The organism is Streptococcus equi subsp. zooepidemicus, from assembly GCF_015689395.1.
Classification (GTDB): domain Bacteria; phylum Bacillota; class Bacilli; order Lactobacillales; family Streptococcaceae; genus Streptococcus; species Streptococcus equi.
The window spans coordinates 74,287-90,626 of record NZ_CP065054.1 but is presented as its reverse complement, the minus strand read 5'-3'; the positions used below and the strand labels follow the sequence as shown (position 1 = coordinate 90,626).

Sequence of the window (16,340 nt, the reverse complement as noted above, 5' to 3'; positions counted from 1 at the left end):
ATTTATCTTTTTTCCTAAAAAATGAGGTCGTGTTCAATTACTTGAACGATATCTTATATATCTTAGAATACAGAAAATTAGGTAACCCAAACATTTCTTTGTATCCTAGATAATGGAGCCTAGCGGGATCGAACCGCTGACCTCCTGCGTGCAAAGCAGGCGCTCTCCCAGCTGAGCTAAGGCCCCACAAGACCTCTCAAAACTAAATAAGACTTCCAAACATGCTTCCATTTTTCCTTAGAAAGGAGGTGATCCAGCCGCACCTTCCGATACGGCTACCTTGTTACGACTTCACCCCAATCATCTATCCCACCTTAGGCGGCTGGCTCCTTAACGGTTACCTCACCGACTTCGGGTGTTACAAACTCTCGTGGTGTGACGGGCGGTGTGTACAAGGCCCGGGAACGTATTCACCGCGGCGTGCTGATCCGCGATTACTAGCGATTCCGACTTCATGTAGGCGAGTTGCAGCCTACAATCCGAACTGAGATTGGCTTTCAGAGATTAGCTTGCCGTCACCGGCTTGCGACTCGTTGTACCAACCATTGTAGCACGTGTGTAGCCCAGGTCATAAGGGGCATGATGATTTGACGTCATCCCCACCTTCCTCCGGTTTATTACCGGCAGTCTCGCTAGAGTGCCCAACTTAATGATGGCAACTAACAATAAGGGTTGCGCTCGTTGCGGGACTTAACCCAACATCTCACGACACGAGCTGACGACAACCATGCACCACCTGTCTCCAATGTACCGAAGTAACTTCTTATCTCTAAGAATAGCATCGGGATGTCAAGACCTGGTAAGGTTCTTCGCGTTGCTTCGAATTAAACCACATGCTCCACCGCTTGTGCGGGCCCCCGTCAATTCCTTTGAGTTTCAACCTTGCGGTCGTACTCCCCAGGCGGAGTGCTTAATGCGTTAGCTACGGCACTAAGCCCCGGAAAGGGCCTAACACCTAGCACTCAGCGTTTACGGCGTGGACTACCAGGGTATCTAATCCTGTTTGCTCCCCACGCTTTCGAGCCTCAGCGTCAGTTACAGACCAGAGAGCCGCTTTCGCCACCGGTGTTCCTCCATATATCTACGCATTTCACCGCTACACATGGAATTCCACTCTCCCCTTCTGCACTCAAGTTTAACAGTTTCCAAAGCATACAATGGTTAAGCCACTGCCTTTAACTTCAGACTTATTAAACCGCCTGCGCTCGCTTTACGCCCAATAAATCCGGACAACGCTCGGGACCTACGTATTACCGCGGCTGCTGGCACGTAGTTAGCCGTCCCTTTCTGGTTAGTTACCGTCAAATGATGGACTTTCCACTCCCATCACTGTTCTTCTCTAACAACAGAGCTTTACGATCCGAAAACCTTCTTCACTCACGCGGCGTTGCTCGGTCAGGGTTCCCCCCATTGCCGAAGATTCCCTACTGCTGCCTCCCGTAGGAGTCTGGGCCGTGTCTCAGTCCCAGTGTGGCCGTTCACCCTCTCAGGTCGGCTATGTATCGTCGCCTTGGTAGGCCTTTACCCTACCAACTAGCTAATACAACGCAGGTCCATCTCATAGTGAAGCGTTTGCTTCTTTCAAGCCAATGACATGGGTCATTGGCTTTTATGCGGTATTAGCTATCGTTTCCAATAGTTATCCCCCGCTATCAGGTAGGTTACCTACGCGTTACTCACCCGTTCGCAACTCATCAGTCCAGTGCAAGCACCTGACCTCTGCGTTCTACTTGCATGTATTAGGCACGCCGCCAGCGTTCGTCCTGAGCCAGGATCAAACTCTCTTTAATTTAGTTTGAGCTCTTAACTCGACGTCATTACTGACTTGTTTCTTTATTGACAGGTTACTTCCGTAACCCGCACGTTTGGTCGTCTTATTCAGTTCTCAAAGGTCTTTGTCTTACGAGACAACTATTACATTCTATCAGCTTAGGCTGCCTTTGTCAACTACTTTTTTTACCTTTTTTCATTAACCTTAGCTAGCTCTCGTCGACAGCTTCATTAGTATACGATATCTTACCGACACTTGTCAAGAGGTTTTGACAGGTTTTTTTATTTTTTTAGTGATTTTATTGAAATTATAGGTTTATTTAATGAGCATAAATACTTTCATAACACCCATTTTAAAGCCTTTTCTAAACTTTGAAACTTTAGAGGTATTTAAGCCAGAGAAAGTCATCATCTCTCAATATAATCATGACAATCTACTGACAAATATGTTTGCTACAATTCATCTATAGCTTTATTTTGGAAATTTCTAAAGTACTCTCCCAATCAGAGTACACTTCTAAAAAGCGTTGTTCTTTTTCGTCCTTGAAGCCTTCAAAGACCGTTTTTGCAATATCTTCGTGATTGAAAAAAATCGCATCTTCTGGATTGATCCCCTCTGGATACATTACTCCAACATAATCACTGTAGACATTTTGGCCATTAGATTCAAATATAGGGCCACGTCCGACAATCATTAGCTTGCTTGTTGCTCCCTCTAGATAGACAACACTTCCTAACGGTAATAATTCCTTTTGCATGTGGTTACTCCTTATATTATTTATTTTGATAGTATTTTTGAACGCCATTTACCGTACCATTGCTCATCACTTATGTTAAAGTGCTTACGGTATTCTTTTTGGTATTTAAAAAAATAATAGGCTATGATGGTATTTTTGAACGCTTGACCCAGTGCAAATAGCATCAAAAACATGAAGAATAAAAAGATCCAGCCATACAGAAAACTCAAAAAACCGGGGTTTTCCTTGACTAGCTCTCCTAGATTGAGAGTCCAGCGGTTAAGAATAGAAAGGCCTAATAAGATACCACCGTAGGTCTTGATAAAGCTTATTAGCTTACTTCCCCAATCAGGTGCTGTGGTACTTTCGTGATAAATTGCTGTGCGTAGCTGTTGACACTTATCTATGACACAAAGCTTCCACAAATAAAGGCAAAGCAATAGCTGAGGTAAAAAACCGATCCAGCCAAAAGCTGCAATTGTAAGGCCAGCAGTTAAGGGAAAGACTGAGATAGTAGTTGTAATACTAAGTACAATAAGAGTCACATTGCCATATAATAATTGATAAGCATAGTTAGGCTTTGGAAGGATATTACTAATAATTAATCCAACAGACATACAAACGAAACAGATGATAAAGTATCGACTGAACTGCCCTAACCTGGCAATAATCTCTATTGCAGCCAATGAAATAGCTTGAACTCCTTCTGTTGATTGTTGAAAGTGTTCAGGTAACACAACTCCTACTCCATATGAAATGGCGAATAGCGGCAACATCATCAAGCCTGTTATTCTCTTCCATAAACTCATAGATGAAAATACTCCAATCTGCGCACCTTCTTCTGTCAATATACTTTTAGACACAATCTTTTTTGATTGTTCAAATGTCCCACTAAAAAGCTGATCTTTAGCTACCATAGCCCACTCCCTTATCAAATGATTGACTGACAAAATCCCATGTCCTTATAATAGCTCGACCAATATGACCTTTGACACTTTCTTTAGCATGATATGTTCCTTTGCCAAGATCTGTCTGGGCAATCGAATCGTAAGCGTCATCCATTTTATCTTGTATCCATAAAAACATATTATCCTTAGAATCTGGATGCACTACTCCCCAAGTAACATTAATGCCTCCTGTAACAAACCCCATTAATGCTCCCCAAGGTCCAGCTTTACTGCCAATTATCGCCCCTTCTATAGGTCCCATGCTCTTGATTTGAGCCACACTAGCATGAATAAGCGCCTTGCCCTCACTACCGTAAGCTCTACTATTTTTCTTATTGTATTCCCTTACACTAGTTATTCCAGTATCTACTGCCATAGAAGTCCAGTCAGTCGCCTTGGCTACCTTACCAATCCATCTCATTTTATTAAATAAACGAGAATTCTTAATGTGTTTTCCAAGTGATTCAATAGAGCTTTTGATAGGATCTGTAACTTTTCCAACAATTGTACTTATCTGTTTTATAGAATATTTGCCAAAAACTTTAAAATCTGAGATCTTTTTCAATATCGTCTTTTGAAACGTGTTAAGCAGCTGGCTAAAGCTTCCTTTTTTCCATTTATGCCCCAGCCTCTCATACCATACCCAGTGTTTTTGACGAGCAAGATTTCTAATATCACGCCAAGCAAGATTTAAGTCATCACTAGCTCTCTTACCTGCCTTGCCATAGCTCAAAAAGCTTGCTTTTGTATAATCTTTTGAAACAGCTTTACCAAAATGTTTAGACATAGTATAGCCTGTTTTAATCCAAGGGTGACTAATAGCTGATCCCTTAGAGAGAACATCTGGGTCGTAAACATAATCACCAAGATGGCTTAACCCTTTGCTTTTTGACCACTTAGAATTAATCGTATCGGCCCATGCCATATCCTCTGAAATCACAAATACCTGACTTCCTGCATGCCATGAGGTCCTAGCTTGACGCATGCCTATCTGTACCGCTGCTGCCAGAGTCTGAATAGTCGAAAACAGGTGAACTGAGTTGGCATCAAAATGCCTTAGCCTTCGCAATATCTCCTCAAGACGCCGCTTAACGGCCCGATGGAGCTGCTCTGCTGATCTTAAATGAGAGATATAGGAATAGTTAGACTCCTCTCTACCGTATTCAATACTAATCAAATCCATGTACCGACCAATCACATGATCGATCTGGGCAATACGCTCAACCAGATCACTCTCCTTCAAATCAATTTGGTCTACCTGACTACGATACTCACTAGGCAACCCCTTACAGGCTACTATAATCGCCTCATCTAAAAGCATACACCCTTTTAACAAAGGAATTAGCACTTGACTACTATAAGCCTTAGCTGAATCATAGGTCCGCCCTGATAAATCAGGACTGTTAGAAATCAATTGGATCAAGCTCGCCTGCAAGGATTGATAGGCTGTTTGTCGCCTAGCTAAGACAGCCTCTACACTCTGTGCCTGCTCTTCAGATAAGCTCAAATACATGTCAATACTCATAGAATTTCTACTCCTCTTGTAGTTATAAAAGCGCTGTGCTATTGCTTTTCTATCACTAGCCAGTTAGTGCTTCTCATGCTCTAATGTCTCCTAAGTGCTGTAAGCCTGAGCCTACTGCCTATAAAGACTACTTCTCAAGCCAACCCGCAAAGAAAGACAGCTAATAAGTCTTATAAAAGTATAATGGTTTCTTCAGAAAACACCTCTCATATCTGTTGACGTTTGATCATATTTTTCCATACAGTCTTTATTACTGTTAAGGGATTGCTGATTGCGTGATAGTCGCTAAGCCAAGCTTTCCTCAGCCTGTTTCAATTCATTTAACATCATGTAAGCTAAAGCTCCTACCTCATATCTACAGCTGATAGCTACTTACCTAGCTAAATATCCATCAACCAAAGGCTACATAGCATCTCCTATAGGCTTTAGGACATGGATAGGGTAAGCTGAGTAGCTACTCCCTAAGACAGGCATACCGCCTGCTGCTGGTATTTCCAGAAGCTCTTGTCTTATGTATCAAGCGTAACTAATCCGCTGCTTGCTAAGGTAGATACTACATTTGCCAAAGCTGTTGCGCCTTGCTGAGCAATTACCGTATCATTTGTAAGAGTGCATTATGTCTGTACAGAATGCCTCTTTGTAAAACTAGCATTATATCAAGGAAGCATACCTTAACCTTACACATTCATTTTCTAAAACTATTGATCGCATTATCTTAATATCATTCTTTTATATGGCTTTTTCATGTACATTTTGTTTAATCTTTTAATATTATACCATTTTTAAACAAAGATACAAAGGCAGTTATCACTGAAATTGTCAAAGCAGTTAAGCGCCATTGATCTAAGCTACTCCCACTACAGATCAATCACACCTTCAAAACGGCTTTAAACACTTTTATTCGTTATAAAGACGATATCACTAATGCCATTGAACTGCTTATTCTAACGCTAAGCTTGAAGCAACTAACAAACTGATCAAAGATATCAAGCGCAAGGCGTTTGGTTACATGAACTTTTATAACTTCAAGAAACGCATCTTCCTCGCTTTGAACATCACAAAAAAGAAGACAACCTTCGTCTCCTCTCATGCTTAGCTATCAGTCACCCACTACAGTTGACAAAAGAGTCCCAAAGAGCCGCAAAACAACAAAACGCCTGCTTACGAAGGGCACCTACAGCTTAGAGACCTTTCGTAAACAAGCGTTACTTATTCTCAACATGATGAGTGTTACCGCTAGGAAAGGTCCTAGCGGTAGACCAGAGCTAGACTAAGAACAGCTTAAAGGAACTGCTCCATCATCATAACACTCAACAAAATTGATAAAAATTAAACTAATTCAATAATCGCCATTGGAGCAGCATCTCCGCGGCGTGGTTCTGTTTTAAGGATACGAGTGTATCCACCGTTGCGTTCTGCATAACGAGGCGCAATTTCAGAGAAAAGTTTTTGAAGAGCTGTTGTTGATGTGTATTTATCAGTAGCTTCATCATAGTTTTCTGATGCGATTTCGTTACGAACGTATGCAGCTGCTTGGCGACGAGCATGAAGATCACCACGTTTACCAAGAGTAATCATTTTTTCAACTGTTTTACGGATTTCCTTTGCACGTGCTTCTGTCGTTACAATTGATTCGTTAATCAAAAGATCTGTCGTTAAGTCACGAAGCATTGCTTTACGTTGTGAGCTAGTGCGTCCTAGTTTACGGTAAGCCATTTTATCCTCCTATGTTATTTATCGTTTTTTAGTCCCAAACCTAAGTCAGCAAGCTTGACCTTTACTTCCTCAAGACTCTTACGTCCAAGGTTACGGACCTTCATCATTTCAGGCTCAGATTTTTCTGTTAAATCGAAGACAGTATTAATACCGGCACGTTTCAAGCAGTTATATGAGCGTACGGACAAATCAAGTTCCTCAATAGTGCGATCAAGTACCTTTTCATCGTTCACTTTTTCAGCTTCCTTCATCACTTCAGTTGCCTTTGCAACATCTGTTAAATCAGTAAATAAATTCAAGTGTTCGATTAAAACTCGAGCAGATAAACCTAAGGCATCTTCGGGAATAATTGTTCCGTTTGTCACGATTTCAATAGTCAATTTATCAAAGCCGTCATTACTACCTACACGAGCAGGCTCAACTTGATAATTAACCTTTTTTACTGGCGTATAGATTGAATCTACTGCCAACGTCCCCACAGGTGCATCATCTTTTTTATTACCCTCTGCTGGTACATAGCCGCGTTTTTTAGCGACAGTCATTGAAGCCTTCAATGTATAACCATCAGCAATAGTAAAAAGATAATGATCAGGGTTAACAAGTTCGATATCGCTATCTGTGAGAATATCTCCAGCTGTTACCTCTGCTGGGCCTTCTACATCAAGCTCGATAATCTTTTCGTCTTCGACGTATGATTTCACAGCAAGTCCCTTAACATTAAGGATAATTTGCATGACATCTTCACGTACACCTGGGATTGTATCAAATTCGTGTAGTACTCCATCAATTCTGATTGATGTAACAGCTGCACCTGGAAGTGAAGACAAGAGTACACGACGAAGTGAATTACCTAGAGTTGTACCATATCCACGTTCAAGTGGTTCGATTACAAATCTACCGTAATCTTTATTTTCATCAATTTTTGTTATTATTGGTTTTTCAAACTCAATCATTCTTTCACCCCTCGAAACGAAACTTGTGTACTATTTGTTACTGTGATTATACACGACGACGTTTTGGAGGACGAGCACCATTATGCGGTACAGGAGTCACATCACGAATGGCAGTCACTTCAAGACCGGCAGCAGCTAGGGCACGAATAGCTGATTCACGACCTGAACCAGGACCTTTTACAGTAACTTCAACAGTTTTTAAACCATGTTCTTGTGCAGATTTCGCAGCAGCCTCTGCAGCCATTTGAGCAGCAAAAGGAGTTGACTTACGAGAACCCTTAAAACCAAGAGCACCGGCTGATGACCATGCTAAAGCATTACCGTGCACATCTGTAATCATAACAATAGTGTTATTAAATGTAGCGTGAATATGTGCAACACCAGATTCGATGTTCTTTTTCACACGACGCTTACGTGTTGGTTTAGCCAATTTTTTTACCTCCTATTTTATTTTTTCTTACCTGCAATCGCAACAGCTTTACCTTTACGAGTACGAGCATTGTTTTTTGTGTTTTGTCCACGTACAGGAAGTCCACGACGGTGACGAATTCCACGATATGAACCGATTTCCATCAAACGCTTGATGTTTAGGTTTACTTCACGACGAAGATCACCTTCAACTTTAATTGTATCCACTTCGCGACGGATAGCGTCTTCTTGATCTGATGTCAAATCTTTAACACGAATGTCCTCAGAGACACCTGCTGCTGCTAAGATTTTTTTAGATGTTGCAAGACCAATTCCATACACATAGGTAAGTGAAATTACTACACGCTTATCATTTGGAATATCAACTCCAGCAATACGAGCCATTTTTTCTCCTTTCTATCTTATCCTTGACGTTGCTTGTGTTTTGGATTTGTTGGACAAATTACCATAACACGACCGTTACGACGAATAACCTTGCAGTATTCGCAAATTGGTTTAACCGATGGTCTTACCTTCATGTTTTAATCCCTCCAATTATTTCGACTATTTAAAGCGGTATGTGATACGTCCACGTGTCAAGTCGTAAGGACTCATCTCTACAGTAACACGATCACCCACTAAAATACGAATGTAATTTTTGCGGATCTTTCCTGATACGGTTGCTAAAATCTGATGTCCATTTTCCAATTCAACAGTAAACATTGCATTTGGCATAGTTTCGACAACTTTACCTTCAATTTCAATCACGTCTTCTTTTGCCACGCAAAAGTACCCCCTAAATTTCGATTTGATGTCCTCTGAGCACAGAGGTAACAATTATAAGTCAGACTAGTCTAGTATATCACGATAAAATCACTTTCGCAAGCGATTTTCTGGAATTTATTTCAGGTTTTCGATGACCTTTTTAATGTCAGCAAAGACCTCAGAAATGTCCTTGTTTCCATCAATGTCACGAACAATGCCTGCTTGACGATAATGCTTGATAATAGGCTCACCTTGTGCAATATTAACATCTAAGCGACGCTTAACTGTTTCAGGCTTATCATCTTCACGTTGATAAAAGTCCTCTTCCTTATAGTCTCCCACTGGTGGGTTAAAGATCTTATGGAAGGTTTCCCCTGTTTTTTTGTTGATGATACGACCGCTAAGCCTGTCAATGAGTGACGCAGGATCAACCTCAATGTTGATCACACCATCTAATGTAAGTCCCAATGCTTTTAAGGTTTCATCTAAGGCATGCGCCTGCTCAATGGTACGAGGATAGCCATCTAAAAGAAATCCTTTTTCTTTAATATCAGCTTGTGCTAAGCGTTCTTTAACGATACCATTGGTTACCTCATCTGGCACCAAATCACCCTTATCGATATAAGATTTCGCAAGAACTCCCATTTCAGTCTGATTAGCCATTGCAGCGCGGAACATATCTCCTGTTGAAATATGAATAAGCTCAAAGGTTTCAACAATCTTTGCAGCCTGTGTACCCTTGCCGGCACCAGGTAAGCCCATGATTAAAAGATTCATCTTTTTCTCCTCTTTTGACATAAAGATAATAGGAAATTTAGTTTTCCTTGTTTTTGTTTTCAAATGGCAATAAGAAGATAGGAACCAAGGCTCTGTAAATCTTATTGTCATTTAAAAACAAAATAGAAGGTTGACAGTGTCAACCCATATTCTATTCTGTAATATTCATAAATCCGACATATTTTCTCTTGAGAAGGTAACCTTCAAGCTGCTTCATACCTTCGATACCTGTCGAAATCAAAATCAGCAAGCTAGTTCCACCTAATGCAATACTAGAAGATAGGTTAAGAGCTTGTTGTGCCGCAATTGGAACAAGAGATATAAATGCTAGGAAGATAGCACCCACAGTTGCCAATTTCTTTAGCAAGGATGACATAAATTCTTCTGTTTCTCGTCCAGGTCTAACACTTGGAATATAGGACGAATTCTTCTGTAGATTTTCAGCTGTTTTCTCAGGATTTACTTGAACAAAGGTATAGAAGAATGAAAACAGGATAATTAACAAGGCATAAACAATCATTCCTGTTGGAGATTGATAGTTAAAAATCCCTTGCAAAGTTGTCAGCCATGGAATATCTCTGCCATTTTGAAAGAACGGGATAATCGTACTTGGAATTGTTGTAATCGAGCTGGCAAAGATAACGGGAATAACACCAGCTGGATTTACTTTTAAGGGAAGGTATGAGCTTGTAGGCGCACCCTGAACAAGCTTTGTATATTGGATTGGAATTTTATATTCCGCCTGCTGAACATACGTTGTGAAAAAGACGATAGCAAGCACTGCAAGAATGAGAATACCAACAACGATATAAGATGACTGTAGGTCACCTGACTTCACATTGACAAAATAATCCTCACGAACGGTTGCAATAGCATTTGGAATAGAGGAAATGATACCTGCAAAGATAATCATAGACACCCCATTACCAAAGCCTTTATCGGTAATCTGTTCACCAAGCCAGGTCACAATCACACTACCTGTTGTCAGTAAAGCTCCAATCAGTAAATAGGTTCTTACATCTGGTGTTTTGACTAAAGCTACACTTGATAAGGTGTTAAAGCCTGCTGTAATACCGATAGATTGGGCAAAGGCTAAGACAAGGGAAATATAGCGCGTCGCTTGGTTTAGCTTACGACGGCCAACCTCACCTTGTTTTCCCCACTCAACAAACTTCGGCAAAATATCCATCTGCAATAGCTGAACAACGATTGAGGCTGTAATATAGGGACTAACACCCATTGAGAAAACTGAAAAGTTTCTCATTGCATTACCGCTGACCAAGTTCAACATATTTAGGAAGGGAAGCTCACTCAGCTGCTCTAAGCTTTTTGCATTTACACCAGGAACAGTGATATGTGTTCCAATACGGAATATAAGGATAATAAAGATTGTAAAAAATATTTTATTTCTAACATTCTTTATCTTCAATGCGTCTTTGAGTATTTTTAAGAACATAATGAGTATCCCCTCATTAGATGACTTCTATTGAACCACCCTTAGCAGTAATGGCTGCTTCAGCAGATTTTGAGAATTTTGCTGCTTTAACAGTCAATTTTTTAGTCAATTCGCCGTTACCAAGAATCTTAACGCCTGATTTTTCAGCACGAACGATTCCAGCTTCCTTAAGAACAACTGGAGTTACTTCTGTACCATCTTCAAAAGCGTTTAATTGATCAAGATTAACAAGAGCATACTCTTTAGTGTTGATATTTGTAAATCCACGCTTTGGAATACGACGGAACAAGGGTGTTTGTCCACCTTCAAAGCCTAGACGTACGCCGCCACCACTACGAGCCTTTTGACCTTTTTGACCGCGACCAGATGTTTTACCATTGCCTGATGAAGTACCACGTCCAACACGATTGCGGACTTTACGAGAACCTTTGGCAGGCTTCAATTCATGAAGTTTCATTTTTTCTCCTTTTTTGTAAAATGCTAGCGCCTCTATGAAGGGAAAGGACTCTCCATAGAAACTCGCCTATACATGATCAAGCCATATCATAGCTTGATACTATATGCACCAACCGACCACTGTTTGTCATTCAAGGGAACAACTCACAAAAGTCGGTTTTGCATGCTAACGCAAGAAATCAGAGATTTCTAGCTAACTCTTTATTTGACATTTTCAACTGTCACCAAGTGAGAAATTGCTGTCACCATACCACGAATAGCAGCATTATCTTCCTTGATCACTGAAGAGTTTAATTTACCAAGTCCAAGGGCAACAACTGTTTTACGTTGTTCTGGCTTACGTCCGATTGGAGACTTAGTCAAAGTAATTTTAATTTGAGCCATGATGATCCCCTTTCTTAAGCTAAGTCAGAAACTGAAATGCCACGAAGTGCGGCAACTTCTTCTGCACGTTTAAGCTGTTTTAATCCTTCAACAGTTGCACGAACGATGTTGATTGGAGTGTTTGAACCAAGAGATTTTGAAGTAATATCAGCAATACCTGCTAATTCGATGACGGCACGTACCGCACCGCCAGCAGCAACTCCAGAACCTTCCACAGCTGGCTTCAACAATACTTTAGCTCCACCAAAGTTAGTGTAAACCTCATGAGGAATTGTTGTACCAACCATTGGCACTTCAATCATGCTCTTTTTAGCAGCTTCAACTGCCTTGCGAATAGCTTCTGGTACTTCCTGAGCTTTACCAGTACCGAATCCAACATGTCCGTTTCCATCACCAACAACTACAAGAGCTGCAAAACGAAGACGACGTCCACCTTTAACAACTTTTGTAACGCGGTTAATAGCAACAACGCGTTCTTCAAGTTCAACTGCATTATCTTTAAATGCCATTATTTTGTGTCCTCCCTATTAGAATTTCAATCCGTTTTCACGAGCTGCATCAGCCAAAGCTTTAACACGTCCATGATAGAGATATCCACCGCGGTCAAACACCACTTCAGAAATACCTTTAGCCACCGCACGTTCAGCAACAAGTTTGCCGACTACAACGGCTTGTTCAGTTTTTGTTCCTTTAGAAACTTCTTTATCAAGAGTTGATGCACTTGCGAGCGTTACACCCGCTACGTCATCAATAACTTGAGCGTAGATGCCTGTATTAGAACGGAATACGTTCAAACGTGGGCGATCAGCAGTTCCAGAGAGTTTACCGCGAACGCGACGATGGCGTTTTTGGCGGATTTTGTTTTTATCTGGTTTCGAAATCACAATTTTCACCTCTTAATATTTAAGTTTGTCTTTCCGACAAATTATCAATTGAGCTTGTAGAGCATGACATAAGCAAGCCTAGGCCATAGTCCACTAAGAACATTATTTACCTGTTTTACCTTCTTTAAGGCGTACATACTCACCAACGTAACGAATACCTTTACCTTTGTAAGGCTCTGGTGAACGTAGGCTGCGAATGTAAGCAGCAGTTTGACCAACAACTTCTTTGTTAATACCTTCAACTGAAATTGATGTTGGGTTAGCTACAGTAAATGTAATCCCTTCTGGAGCTTCCACCTCATCTTGGTGAGATTTACCTACTGAAAGAACAAGCTTTGAGCCTTGAAGCTGTGCACGATATCCGACACCCTTCATTTCAAGCTCTTTTTTGAAACCTTCTGAAACTCCAACAACCATGTTATTCAAGTTTGCACGAGTTGTACCATGAATTGTTTTCATTTCTTTTGAGTCGTCAGGACGTACAAGAGTCATTTCGTTTCCTTCGACTTTGATTTCAATATTTTTGTTAAACTCACGAGTGAGTTCTCCTTTAGGCCCTTTTACAGTAACAACATTGTCGTTGTTAATGATTTCAACGCCTGCAGGGATAATAATAACCTTATTACCAATACGTGACATATTAATTTTTTCTCCTGTTAAATTATCAGGCCGCTTACGCGACGAGTTTTCACGGGGCGAACTAAGATACTTAGGGCGTAAAAGGCAAAGTGAAAATAGGAAACTTTACTATGAAACCAAGGTTTCTAGAAAAATTTATCTTTTTCACACAGACTTTGGCCCGTATTCAATTAGTTCTTTTACGTTTGCTATGTTGATAGTGTTCATCATTTGAGCACAGCCGACGAACTGCCATCTAAAATAGACAAACTATTTTGTTTGCAAGCAAGCCACAATAATTTTCTAATTTTTAGATTGTTCGTTACGGCTTTTGTATCGTAAATTACCAAACGTATGCGATAACTTCTCCACCAACGTTCTTTTGACGAGCTTCTTTATCAGTCAAAAGACCTTCTGAAGTTGAAATAATTGCAATTCCTAGTCCATTAAGAACCTTTGGAACATCCTCACGCTTAGAATAAATACGAAGACCTGGTTTTGAAACACGTTTTAAGTTAGTAATGACACGTTCACCATTTTGACCGTACTTAAGAAATACGCGAATAATTCCTTGTTTGCCATCTTCAATAACTTCAACGTTTTTGATAAAGCCTTCACGCTTAAGGATTTCTGCAATCCCTTTTTTAATATTTGATGCAGGTACTTCTAACACTTCATGCTTTACTTGATTAGCATTACGAATACGTGTCAAAAAGTCTGCAATTGGGTCAGTCATAACCATTTTATATTCTCCTCTTACTAGTAGTTTGCAAGCTGCACTTGCTAGTTAATCGATGATACAAAGGGCAAAATAGTTCAGCACAGCTTATCAGCTGATTTGAACACGAGCCACGAACGATGTGAAAAAGAGACGCAGCTGTTTATAGCTTCAGCTAGATTACAGTTGTAGCTACCTTTAGGTGCAAAGCTTCCTAGAATGTAAGCATCTACGTCAGATTTCCTATTTTCACCTTGTCCGTCAAGCTCTCTGTATCATGTTATTTGAGTACGGACTAAAATCCTAGTGAAAAGATAGACTTCCTTGAAGTCCAAAGACCGCTGCGTCAGTCTCCTATTTTCATACAGATTTTTCAAGGTCCTTTACATCATCATTTTACCAAGACGCTTTAACAACACCTGGGATTTGACCTTTGTAAGCCAACTCGCGGAAGCAAACGCGGCAAAGCTTAAACTTGCGGTAAACAGAATGTGGACGTCCACATTTTTCACAACGAGTGTAAGCTTGTGTAGAATACTTCGCAGGACGTTTGTTTTTAGCAATCATAGATTTTTTAGCCAATTTAGTTACCCCCTATTATTTTGCAAAAGGCATTCCAAGACCTTTAAGCAATTCACGTGATTCTTCGTCAGTGTTAGCAGTTGTTACGATAACAATATCAAGACCACGTACTTTATCAACATCATCAAAGTTGATTTCTGGGAAGATAAGTTGTTCTTTCACACCAAGAGTGTAGTTACCACGACCGTCAAATGATTTTGTTGGAACACCATGGAAGTCACGAACACGAGGAAGTGAAACGCTAACTAGCTTGTCTAGGAATTCGTACATGCGTTCGCCACGAAGCGTTACCTTCGCACCGATAGCAACACCTTCACGAAGACGGAAGCCAGCGATTGATTTCTTAGCTTTAGTAATAAGTGGTTTTTGACCTGAGATAAGTGCCAATTCTGCAGCAGCTTTTTCAAGGTTTTTAGCGTTTGATACAGCGTCACCCACACCCATGTTAAGAACGATTTTCTCAACCTTTGGCACAGCCATAACTGATGTGTAATTAAACTTCTCTGTCAACGCAGGAATTACTTCGTTAGTATATTTTTCTTTTAAACGATTTGCCATTATGCTTCTCCTTTCCTTCGTGATTAATCAAGCACTTCGCCTGATTTTTTGTTGTAACGAACTTTTTTGCCGTCTACAAACTTGTAACCAACGCGTCCAGCAACACCATTTTTATCAAGAACTTGAACGTTTGATGCATGGATTGGTGCTTCTTTTTCAACGATAGCACCTTGAGGATTTTCGCTATTTGGTTTTTGATGCTTTTTGATGATGGCTACGCCTTCAACAATAACTTTGTTTACTTTTGGAAGTGCTTTAAGAACAACAGCTTCAACACCTTTGTCCTTACCAGCAATAACGCGAACCTTGTCGCCTTTTTTTACAAACATTATGGGTTTCTCCTATTATTTTCTTACGCCCCTATGGGCACCCTAGGCTAGCCTAGGGGACTTAGTTTGTTTAATGATTAAAATTAAAGTACTTCTGGTGCAAGTGATACGATCTTCATGTAGCCACCCTCACGCAATTCACGTGCAACAGGCCCAAAGATACGAGTCCCACGAGGAGTCTTGTCATCACGAATAATGACAGCCGCATTGTCATCAAATTTGATGTATGAACCGTCTGGACGACGAGCACCACTCTTTGTACGAACAATAACAGCCTTAACAACATCACCCTTTTTAACTGCTCCACCAGGAGTAGCTTGTTTTACAGATGCAACGATGACGTCACCGATGTTAGCAAACTTACGCCCTGAACCACCAAGAACCTTGATAGTCAAGATCTCACGAGCACCGCTATTATCAGCAACTTTCAAGCGAGTTTCTTGTTGAATCATTTCAATTGTCTCCTTTTAGTTTGATTAGATAATAACAGCTTCTTCCACGATTTCTACAAGACGGAAGCGTTTTGTAGCTGAAAGTGGACGAGTTTCCATGATACGAACGATATCGCCTTCTTTAGCAAGGTTCTTTTCGTCATGTGCTTTGTATTTTTTAGAATAGTTGATACGTTTACCATAGACTGGGTGGTTACGCTTTGTTTCAACTATAACAGTGATTGTTTTGTCCATCTTGTCAGATACAACACGTCCAACAAGGGTTTTACGTTGATTACGTTCCATTATTTAGAATACTCCTTTCC

The 16,340-nt window shown here is 40.6% G+C and carries 22 protein-coding genes, 1 tRNA gene, 1 rRNA gene and 1 pseudogene; 1 reads left to right on the top strand and 24 read right to left on the bottom strand.

Annotated elements, in window-relative coordinates; translation table 11 throughout:
* Positions 1-113: 113 nt before the first annotated feature.
* The 5 genes from I2432_RS00535 to I2432_RS00515 all read right to left on the bottom strand — a co-directional run bounded on the left by I2432_RS00535 (position 114) and on the right by I2432_RS00515 (position 4,979).
* Positions 114-186 (bottom strand) — tRNA-Ala (locus I2432_RS00535).
* Between the two features lie 55 nt (positions 187-241).
* Positions 242-1,790 (bottom strand): 16S ribosomal RNA (locus I2432_RS00530).
* Between the two features lie 444 nt (positions 1,791-2,234).
* On the bottom strand, positions 2,235-2,528 hold the full coding sequence (locus I2432_RS00525) for a DUF4176 domain-containing protein (RefSeq protein ID WP_206158882.1): 294 nt from the start codon (positions 2,526-2,528) through the stop codon (positions 2,235-2,237).
* Positions 2,529-2,548: 20 nt separating this feature from the next.
* A complete protein-coding gene (locus I2432_RS00520) occupies positions 2,549-3,424 on the bottom strand; it encodes a hypothetical protein (protein WP_206158881.1) in 876 nt (291 codons plus the stop codon).
* On the bottom strand, positions 3,414-4,979 hold the full coding sequence (locus tag I2432_RS00515; RefSeq protein ID WP_206158880.1) for an LXG domain-containing protein: 1,566 nt from the start codon (positions 4,977-4,979) through the stop codon (positions 3,414-3,416). The genes I2432_RS00520 and I2432_RS00515 overlap by 11 nt, the downstream gene beginning before the upstream one ends.
* A gap of 863 nt (positions 4,980-5,842) precedes the next feature.
* Between I2432_RS00515 and I2432_RS00510 the strand changes: the two are divergent.
* A pseudogene (locus I2432_RS00510) lies at positions 5,843-6,075 on the top strand (transposase); the annotation flags it as partial.
* A 233-nt stretch (positions 6,076-6,308) separates the two neighbouring features.
* On the opposite strand, the gene rplQ reads toward I2432_RS00510, so the two are convergent.
* From rplQ to rpsQ, 19 genes are all read right to left on the bottom strand, one after another.
* Positions 6,309-6,695 carry a 50S ribosomal protein L17 gene (rplQ, locus tag I2432_RS00505; protein ID WP_002986602.1) on the bottom strand — a complete coding sequence of 129 codons (387 nt, stop codon included), beginning with the start codon at positions 6,693-6,695 and terminating at the stop codon, positions 6,309-6,311.
* 14 nt (positions 6,696-6,709) lie between these two features.
* Entirely contained in the window at positions 6,710-7,648 is a 939-nt protein-coding gene (locus tag I2432_RS00500) for a DNA-directed RNA polymerase subunit alpha (protein WP_206158879.1), read from the bottom strand.
* Between the two features lie 46 nt (positions 7,649-7,694).
* On the bottom strand, positions 7,695-8,078 hold the full coding sequence (gene rpsK, locus I2432_RS00495) for a 30S ribosomal protein S11 (RefSeq protein WP_001118387.1): 384 nt from the start codon (positions 8,076-8,078) through the stop codon (positions 7,695-7,697).
* A 17-nt stretch (positions 8,079-8,095) separates the two neighbouring features.
* Positions 8,096-8,461, bottom strand: a complete 366-nt coding sequence (gene rpsM / locus I2432_RS00490) for a 30S ribosomal protein S13 (protein WP_012514749.1) — start codon at positions 8,459-8,461, stop codon at positions 8,096-8,098.
* A 17-nt stretch (positions 8,462-8,478) separates the two neighbouring features.
* Entirely contained in the window at positions 8,479-8,595 is a 117-nt protein-coding gene (rpmJ, locus tag I2432_RS00485; RefSeq protein ID WP_000868345.1) for a 50S ribosomal protein L36, read from the bottom strand.
* A gap of 25 nt (positions 8,596-8,620) precedes the next feature.
* Complete coding sequence (gene infA, locus I2432_RS00480) at positions 8,621-8,839, bottom strand: translation initiation factor IF-1 (RefSeq protein WP_001040189.1); 219 nt, start codon at positions 8,837-8,839, stop codon at positions 8,621-8,623.
* 117 nt (positions 8,840-8,956) lie between these two features.
* Positions 8,957-9,598: an adenylate kinase gene (locus I2432_RS00475; protein ID WP_012678795.1), complete on the bottom strand. Its 642-nt coding sequence runs from the start codon at positions 9,596-9,598 to the stop codon at positions 8,957-8,959.
* 151 nt (positions 9,599-9,749) lie between these two features.
* Positions 9,750-11,054, bottom strand: coding sequence for a preprotein translocase subunit SecY (gene secY, locus I2432_RS00470; RefSeq protein ID WP_043038345.1), 1,305 nt, complete (start codon positions 11,052-11,054; stop codon positions 9,750-9,752).
* A gap of 16 nt (positions 11,055-11,070) precedes the next feature.
* Positions 11,071-11,511 carry a 50S ribosomal protein L15 gene (rplO, locus tag I2432_RS00465; RefSeq protein WP_012514746.1) on the bottom strand — a complete coding sequence of 147 codons (441 nt, stop codon included), beginning with the start codon at positions 11,509-11,511 and terminating at the stop codon, positions 11,071-11,073.
* 200 nt (positions 11,512-11,711) lie between these two features.
* Complete coding sequence (gene rpmD, locus I2432_RS00460; RefSeq protein ID WP_206158878.1) at positions 11,712-11,894, bottom strand: 50S ribosomal protein L30; 183 nt, start codon at positions 11,892-11,894, stop codon at positions 11,712-11,714.
* Between the two features lie 14 nt (positions 11,895-11,908).
* Positions 11,909-12,403 (bottom strand): 30S ribosomal protein S5, encoded by a 495-nt coding sequence (gene rpsE, locus I2432_RS00455; protein ID WP_012514745.1) that lies wholly within the window; start codon positions 12,401-12,403, stop codon positions 11,909-11,911.
* A gap of 18 nt (positions 12,404-12,421) precedes the next feature.
* Entirely contained in the window at positions 12,422-12,778 is a 357-nt protein-coding gene (gene rplR / locus I2432_RS00450; protein ID WP_003010871.1) for a 50S ribosomal protein L18, read from the bottom strand.
* Between the two features lie 102 nt (positions 12,779-12,880).
* Positions 12,881-13,417, bottom strand: coding sequence for a 50S ribosomal protein L6 (gene rplF, locus I2432_RS00445; RefSeq protein ID WP_012514744.1), 537 nt, complete (start codon positions 13,415-13,417; stop codon positions 12,881-12,883).
* A gap of 322 nt (positions 13,418-13,739) precedes the next feature.
* Positions 13,740-14,138: a 30S ribosomal protein S8 gene (gene rpsH / locus I2432_RS00440; protein WP_012514743.1), complete on the bottom strand. Its 399-nt coding sequence runs from the start codon at positions 14,136-14,138 to the stop codon at positions 13,740-13,742.
* A gap of 372 nt (positions 14,139-14,510) precedes the next feature.
* A complete protein-coding gene (locus I2432_RS00435) occupies positions 14,511-14,696 on the bottom strand; it encodes a type Z 30S ribosomal protein S14 (protein WP_012514742.1) in 186 nt (61 codons plus the stop codon).
* Between the two features lie 15 nt (positions 14,697-14,711).
* Positions 14,712-15,254, bottom strand: a complete 543-nt coding sequence (gene rplE / locus I2432_RS00430) for a 50S ribosomal protein L5 (protein WP_003046060.1) — start codon at positions 15,252-15,254, stop codon at positions 14,712-14,714.
* A gap of 23 nt (positions 15,255-15,277) precedes the next feature.
* Positions 15,278-15,583: a 50S ribosomal protein L24 gene (gene rplX, locus I2432_RS00425; RefSeq protein ID WP_012514741.1), complete on the bottom strand. Its 306-nt coding sequence runs from the start codon at positions 15,581-15,583 to the stop codon at positions 15,278-15,280.
* Positions 15,584-15,666: 83 nt separating this feature from the next.
* The gene (rplN, locus tag I2432_RS00420) at positions 15,667-16,035 is read right to left on the bottom strand and encodes a 50S ribosomal protein L14 (RefSeq protein WP_012514740.1); all 369 of its coding nucleotides are present in this window, start codon (positions 16,033-16,035) and stop codon (positions 15,667-15,669) included.
* A gap of 24 nt (positions 16,036-16,059) precedes the next feature.
* Positions 16,060-16,323 carry a 30S ribosomal protein S17 gene (rpsQ, locus tag I2432_RS00415; RefSeq protein ID WP_196820072.1) on the bottom strand — a complete coding sequence of 88 codons (264 nt, stop codon included), beginning with the start codon at positions 16,321-16,323 and terminating at the stop codon, positions 16,060-16,062.
* Positions 16,324-16,340: the final 17 nt, after the last annotated feature.

Bases quoted from the DNA above. Each gene is read 5' to 3' on its own strand.
- I2432_RS00525 (WP_206158882.1), bottom strand. From the start codon at position 2,528: ATGCAAAAGGAATTATTACCGTTAGGAAGTGTTGTCTATCTAGAGGGA.
- I2432_RS00520 (WP_206158881.1), bottom strand. From the start codon at position 3,424: ATGGTAGCTAAAGATCAGCTTTTTAGTGGGACATTTGAACAATCAAAA.
- I2432_RS00515 (WP_206158880.1), bottom strand. From the start codon at position 4,979: ATGAGTATTGACATGTATTTGAGCTTATCTGAAGAGCAGGCACAGAGT.
- rplQ (WP_002986602.1), bottom strand. From the start codon at position 6,695: ATGGCTTACCGTAAACTAGGACGCACTAGCTCACAACGTAAAGCAATG.
- I2432_RS00500 (WP_206158879.1), bottom strand. From the start codon at position 7,648: ATGATTGAGTTTGAAAAACCAATAATAACAAAAATTGATGAAAATAAA.
- rpsM (WP_012514749.1), bottom strand. From the start codon at position 8,461: ATGGCTCGTATTGCTGGAGTTGATATTCCAAATGATAAGCGTGTAGTA.
- rpmJ (WP_000868345.1), bottom strand. From the start codon at position 8,595: ATGAAGGTAAGACCATCGGTTAAACCAATTTGCGAATACTGCAAGGTT.
- I2432_RS00475 (WP_012678795.1), bottom strand. From the start codon at position 9,598: ATGAATCTTTTAATCATGGGCTTACCTGGTGCCGGCAAGGGTACACAG.
- secY (WP_043038345.1), bottom strand. From the start codon at position 11,054: ATGTTCTTAAAAATACTCAAAGACGCATTGAAGATAAAGAATGTTAGA.
- rplO (WP_012514746.1), bottom strand. From the start codon at position 11,511: ATGAAACTTCATGAATTGAAGCCTGCCAAAGGTTCTCGTAAAGTCCGC.
- rpmD (WP_206158878.1), bottom strand. From the start codon at position 11,894: ATGGCTCAAATTAAAATTACTTTGACTAAGTCTCCAATCGGACGTAAG.
- rpsE (WP_012514745.1), bottom strand. From the start codon at position 12,403: ATGGCATTTAAAGATAATGCAGTTGAACTTGAAGAACGCGTTGTTGCT.
- rplF (WP_012514744.1), bottom strand. From the start codon at position 13,417: ATGTCACGTATTGGTAATAAGGTTATTATTATCCCTGCAGGCGTTGAA.
- rpsH (WP_012514743.1), bottom strand. From the start codon at position 14,138: ATGGTTATGACTGACCCAATTGCAGACTTTTTGACACGTATTCGTAAT.
- rplE (WP_003046060.1), bottom strand. From the start codon at position 15,254: ATGGCAAATCGTTTAAAAGAAAAATATACTAACGAAGTAATTCCTGCG.
- rplX (WP_012514741.1), bottom strand. From the start codon at position 15,583: ATGTTTGTAAAAAAAGGCGACAAGGTTCGCGTTATTGCTGGTAAGGAC.
- rplN (WP_012514740.1), bottom strand. From the start codon at position 16,035: ATGATTCAACAAGAAACTCGCTTGAAAGTTGCTGATAATAGCGGTGCT.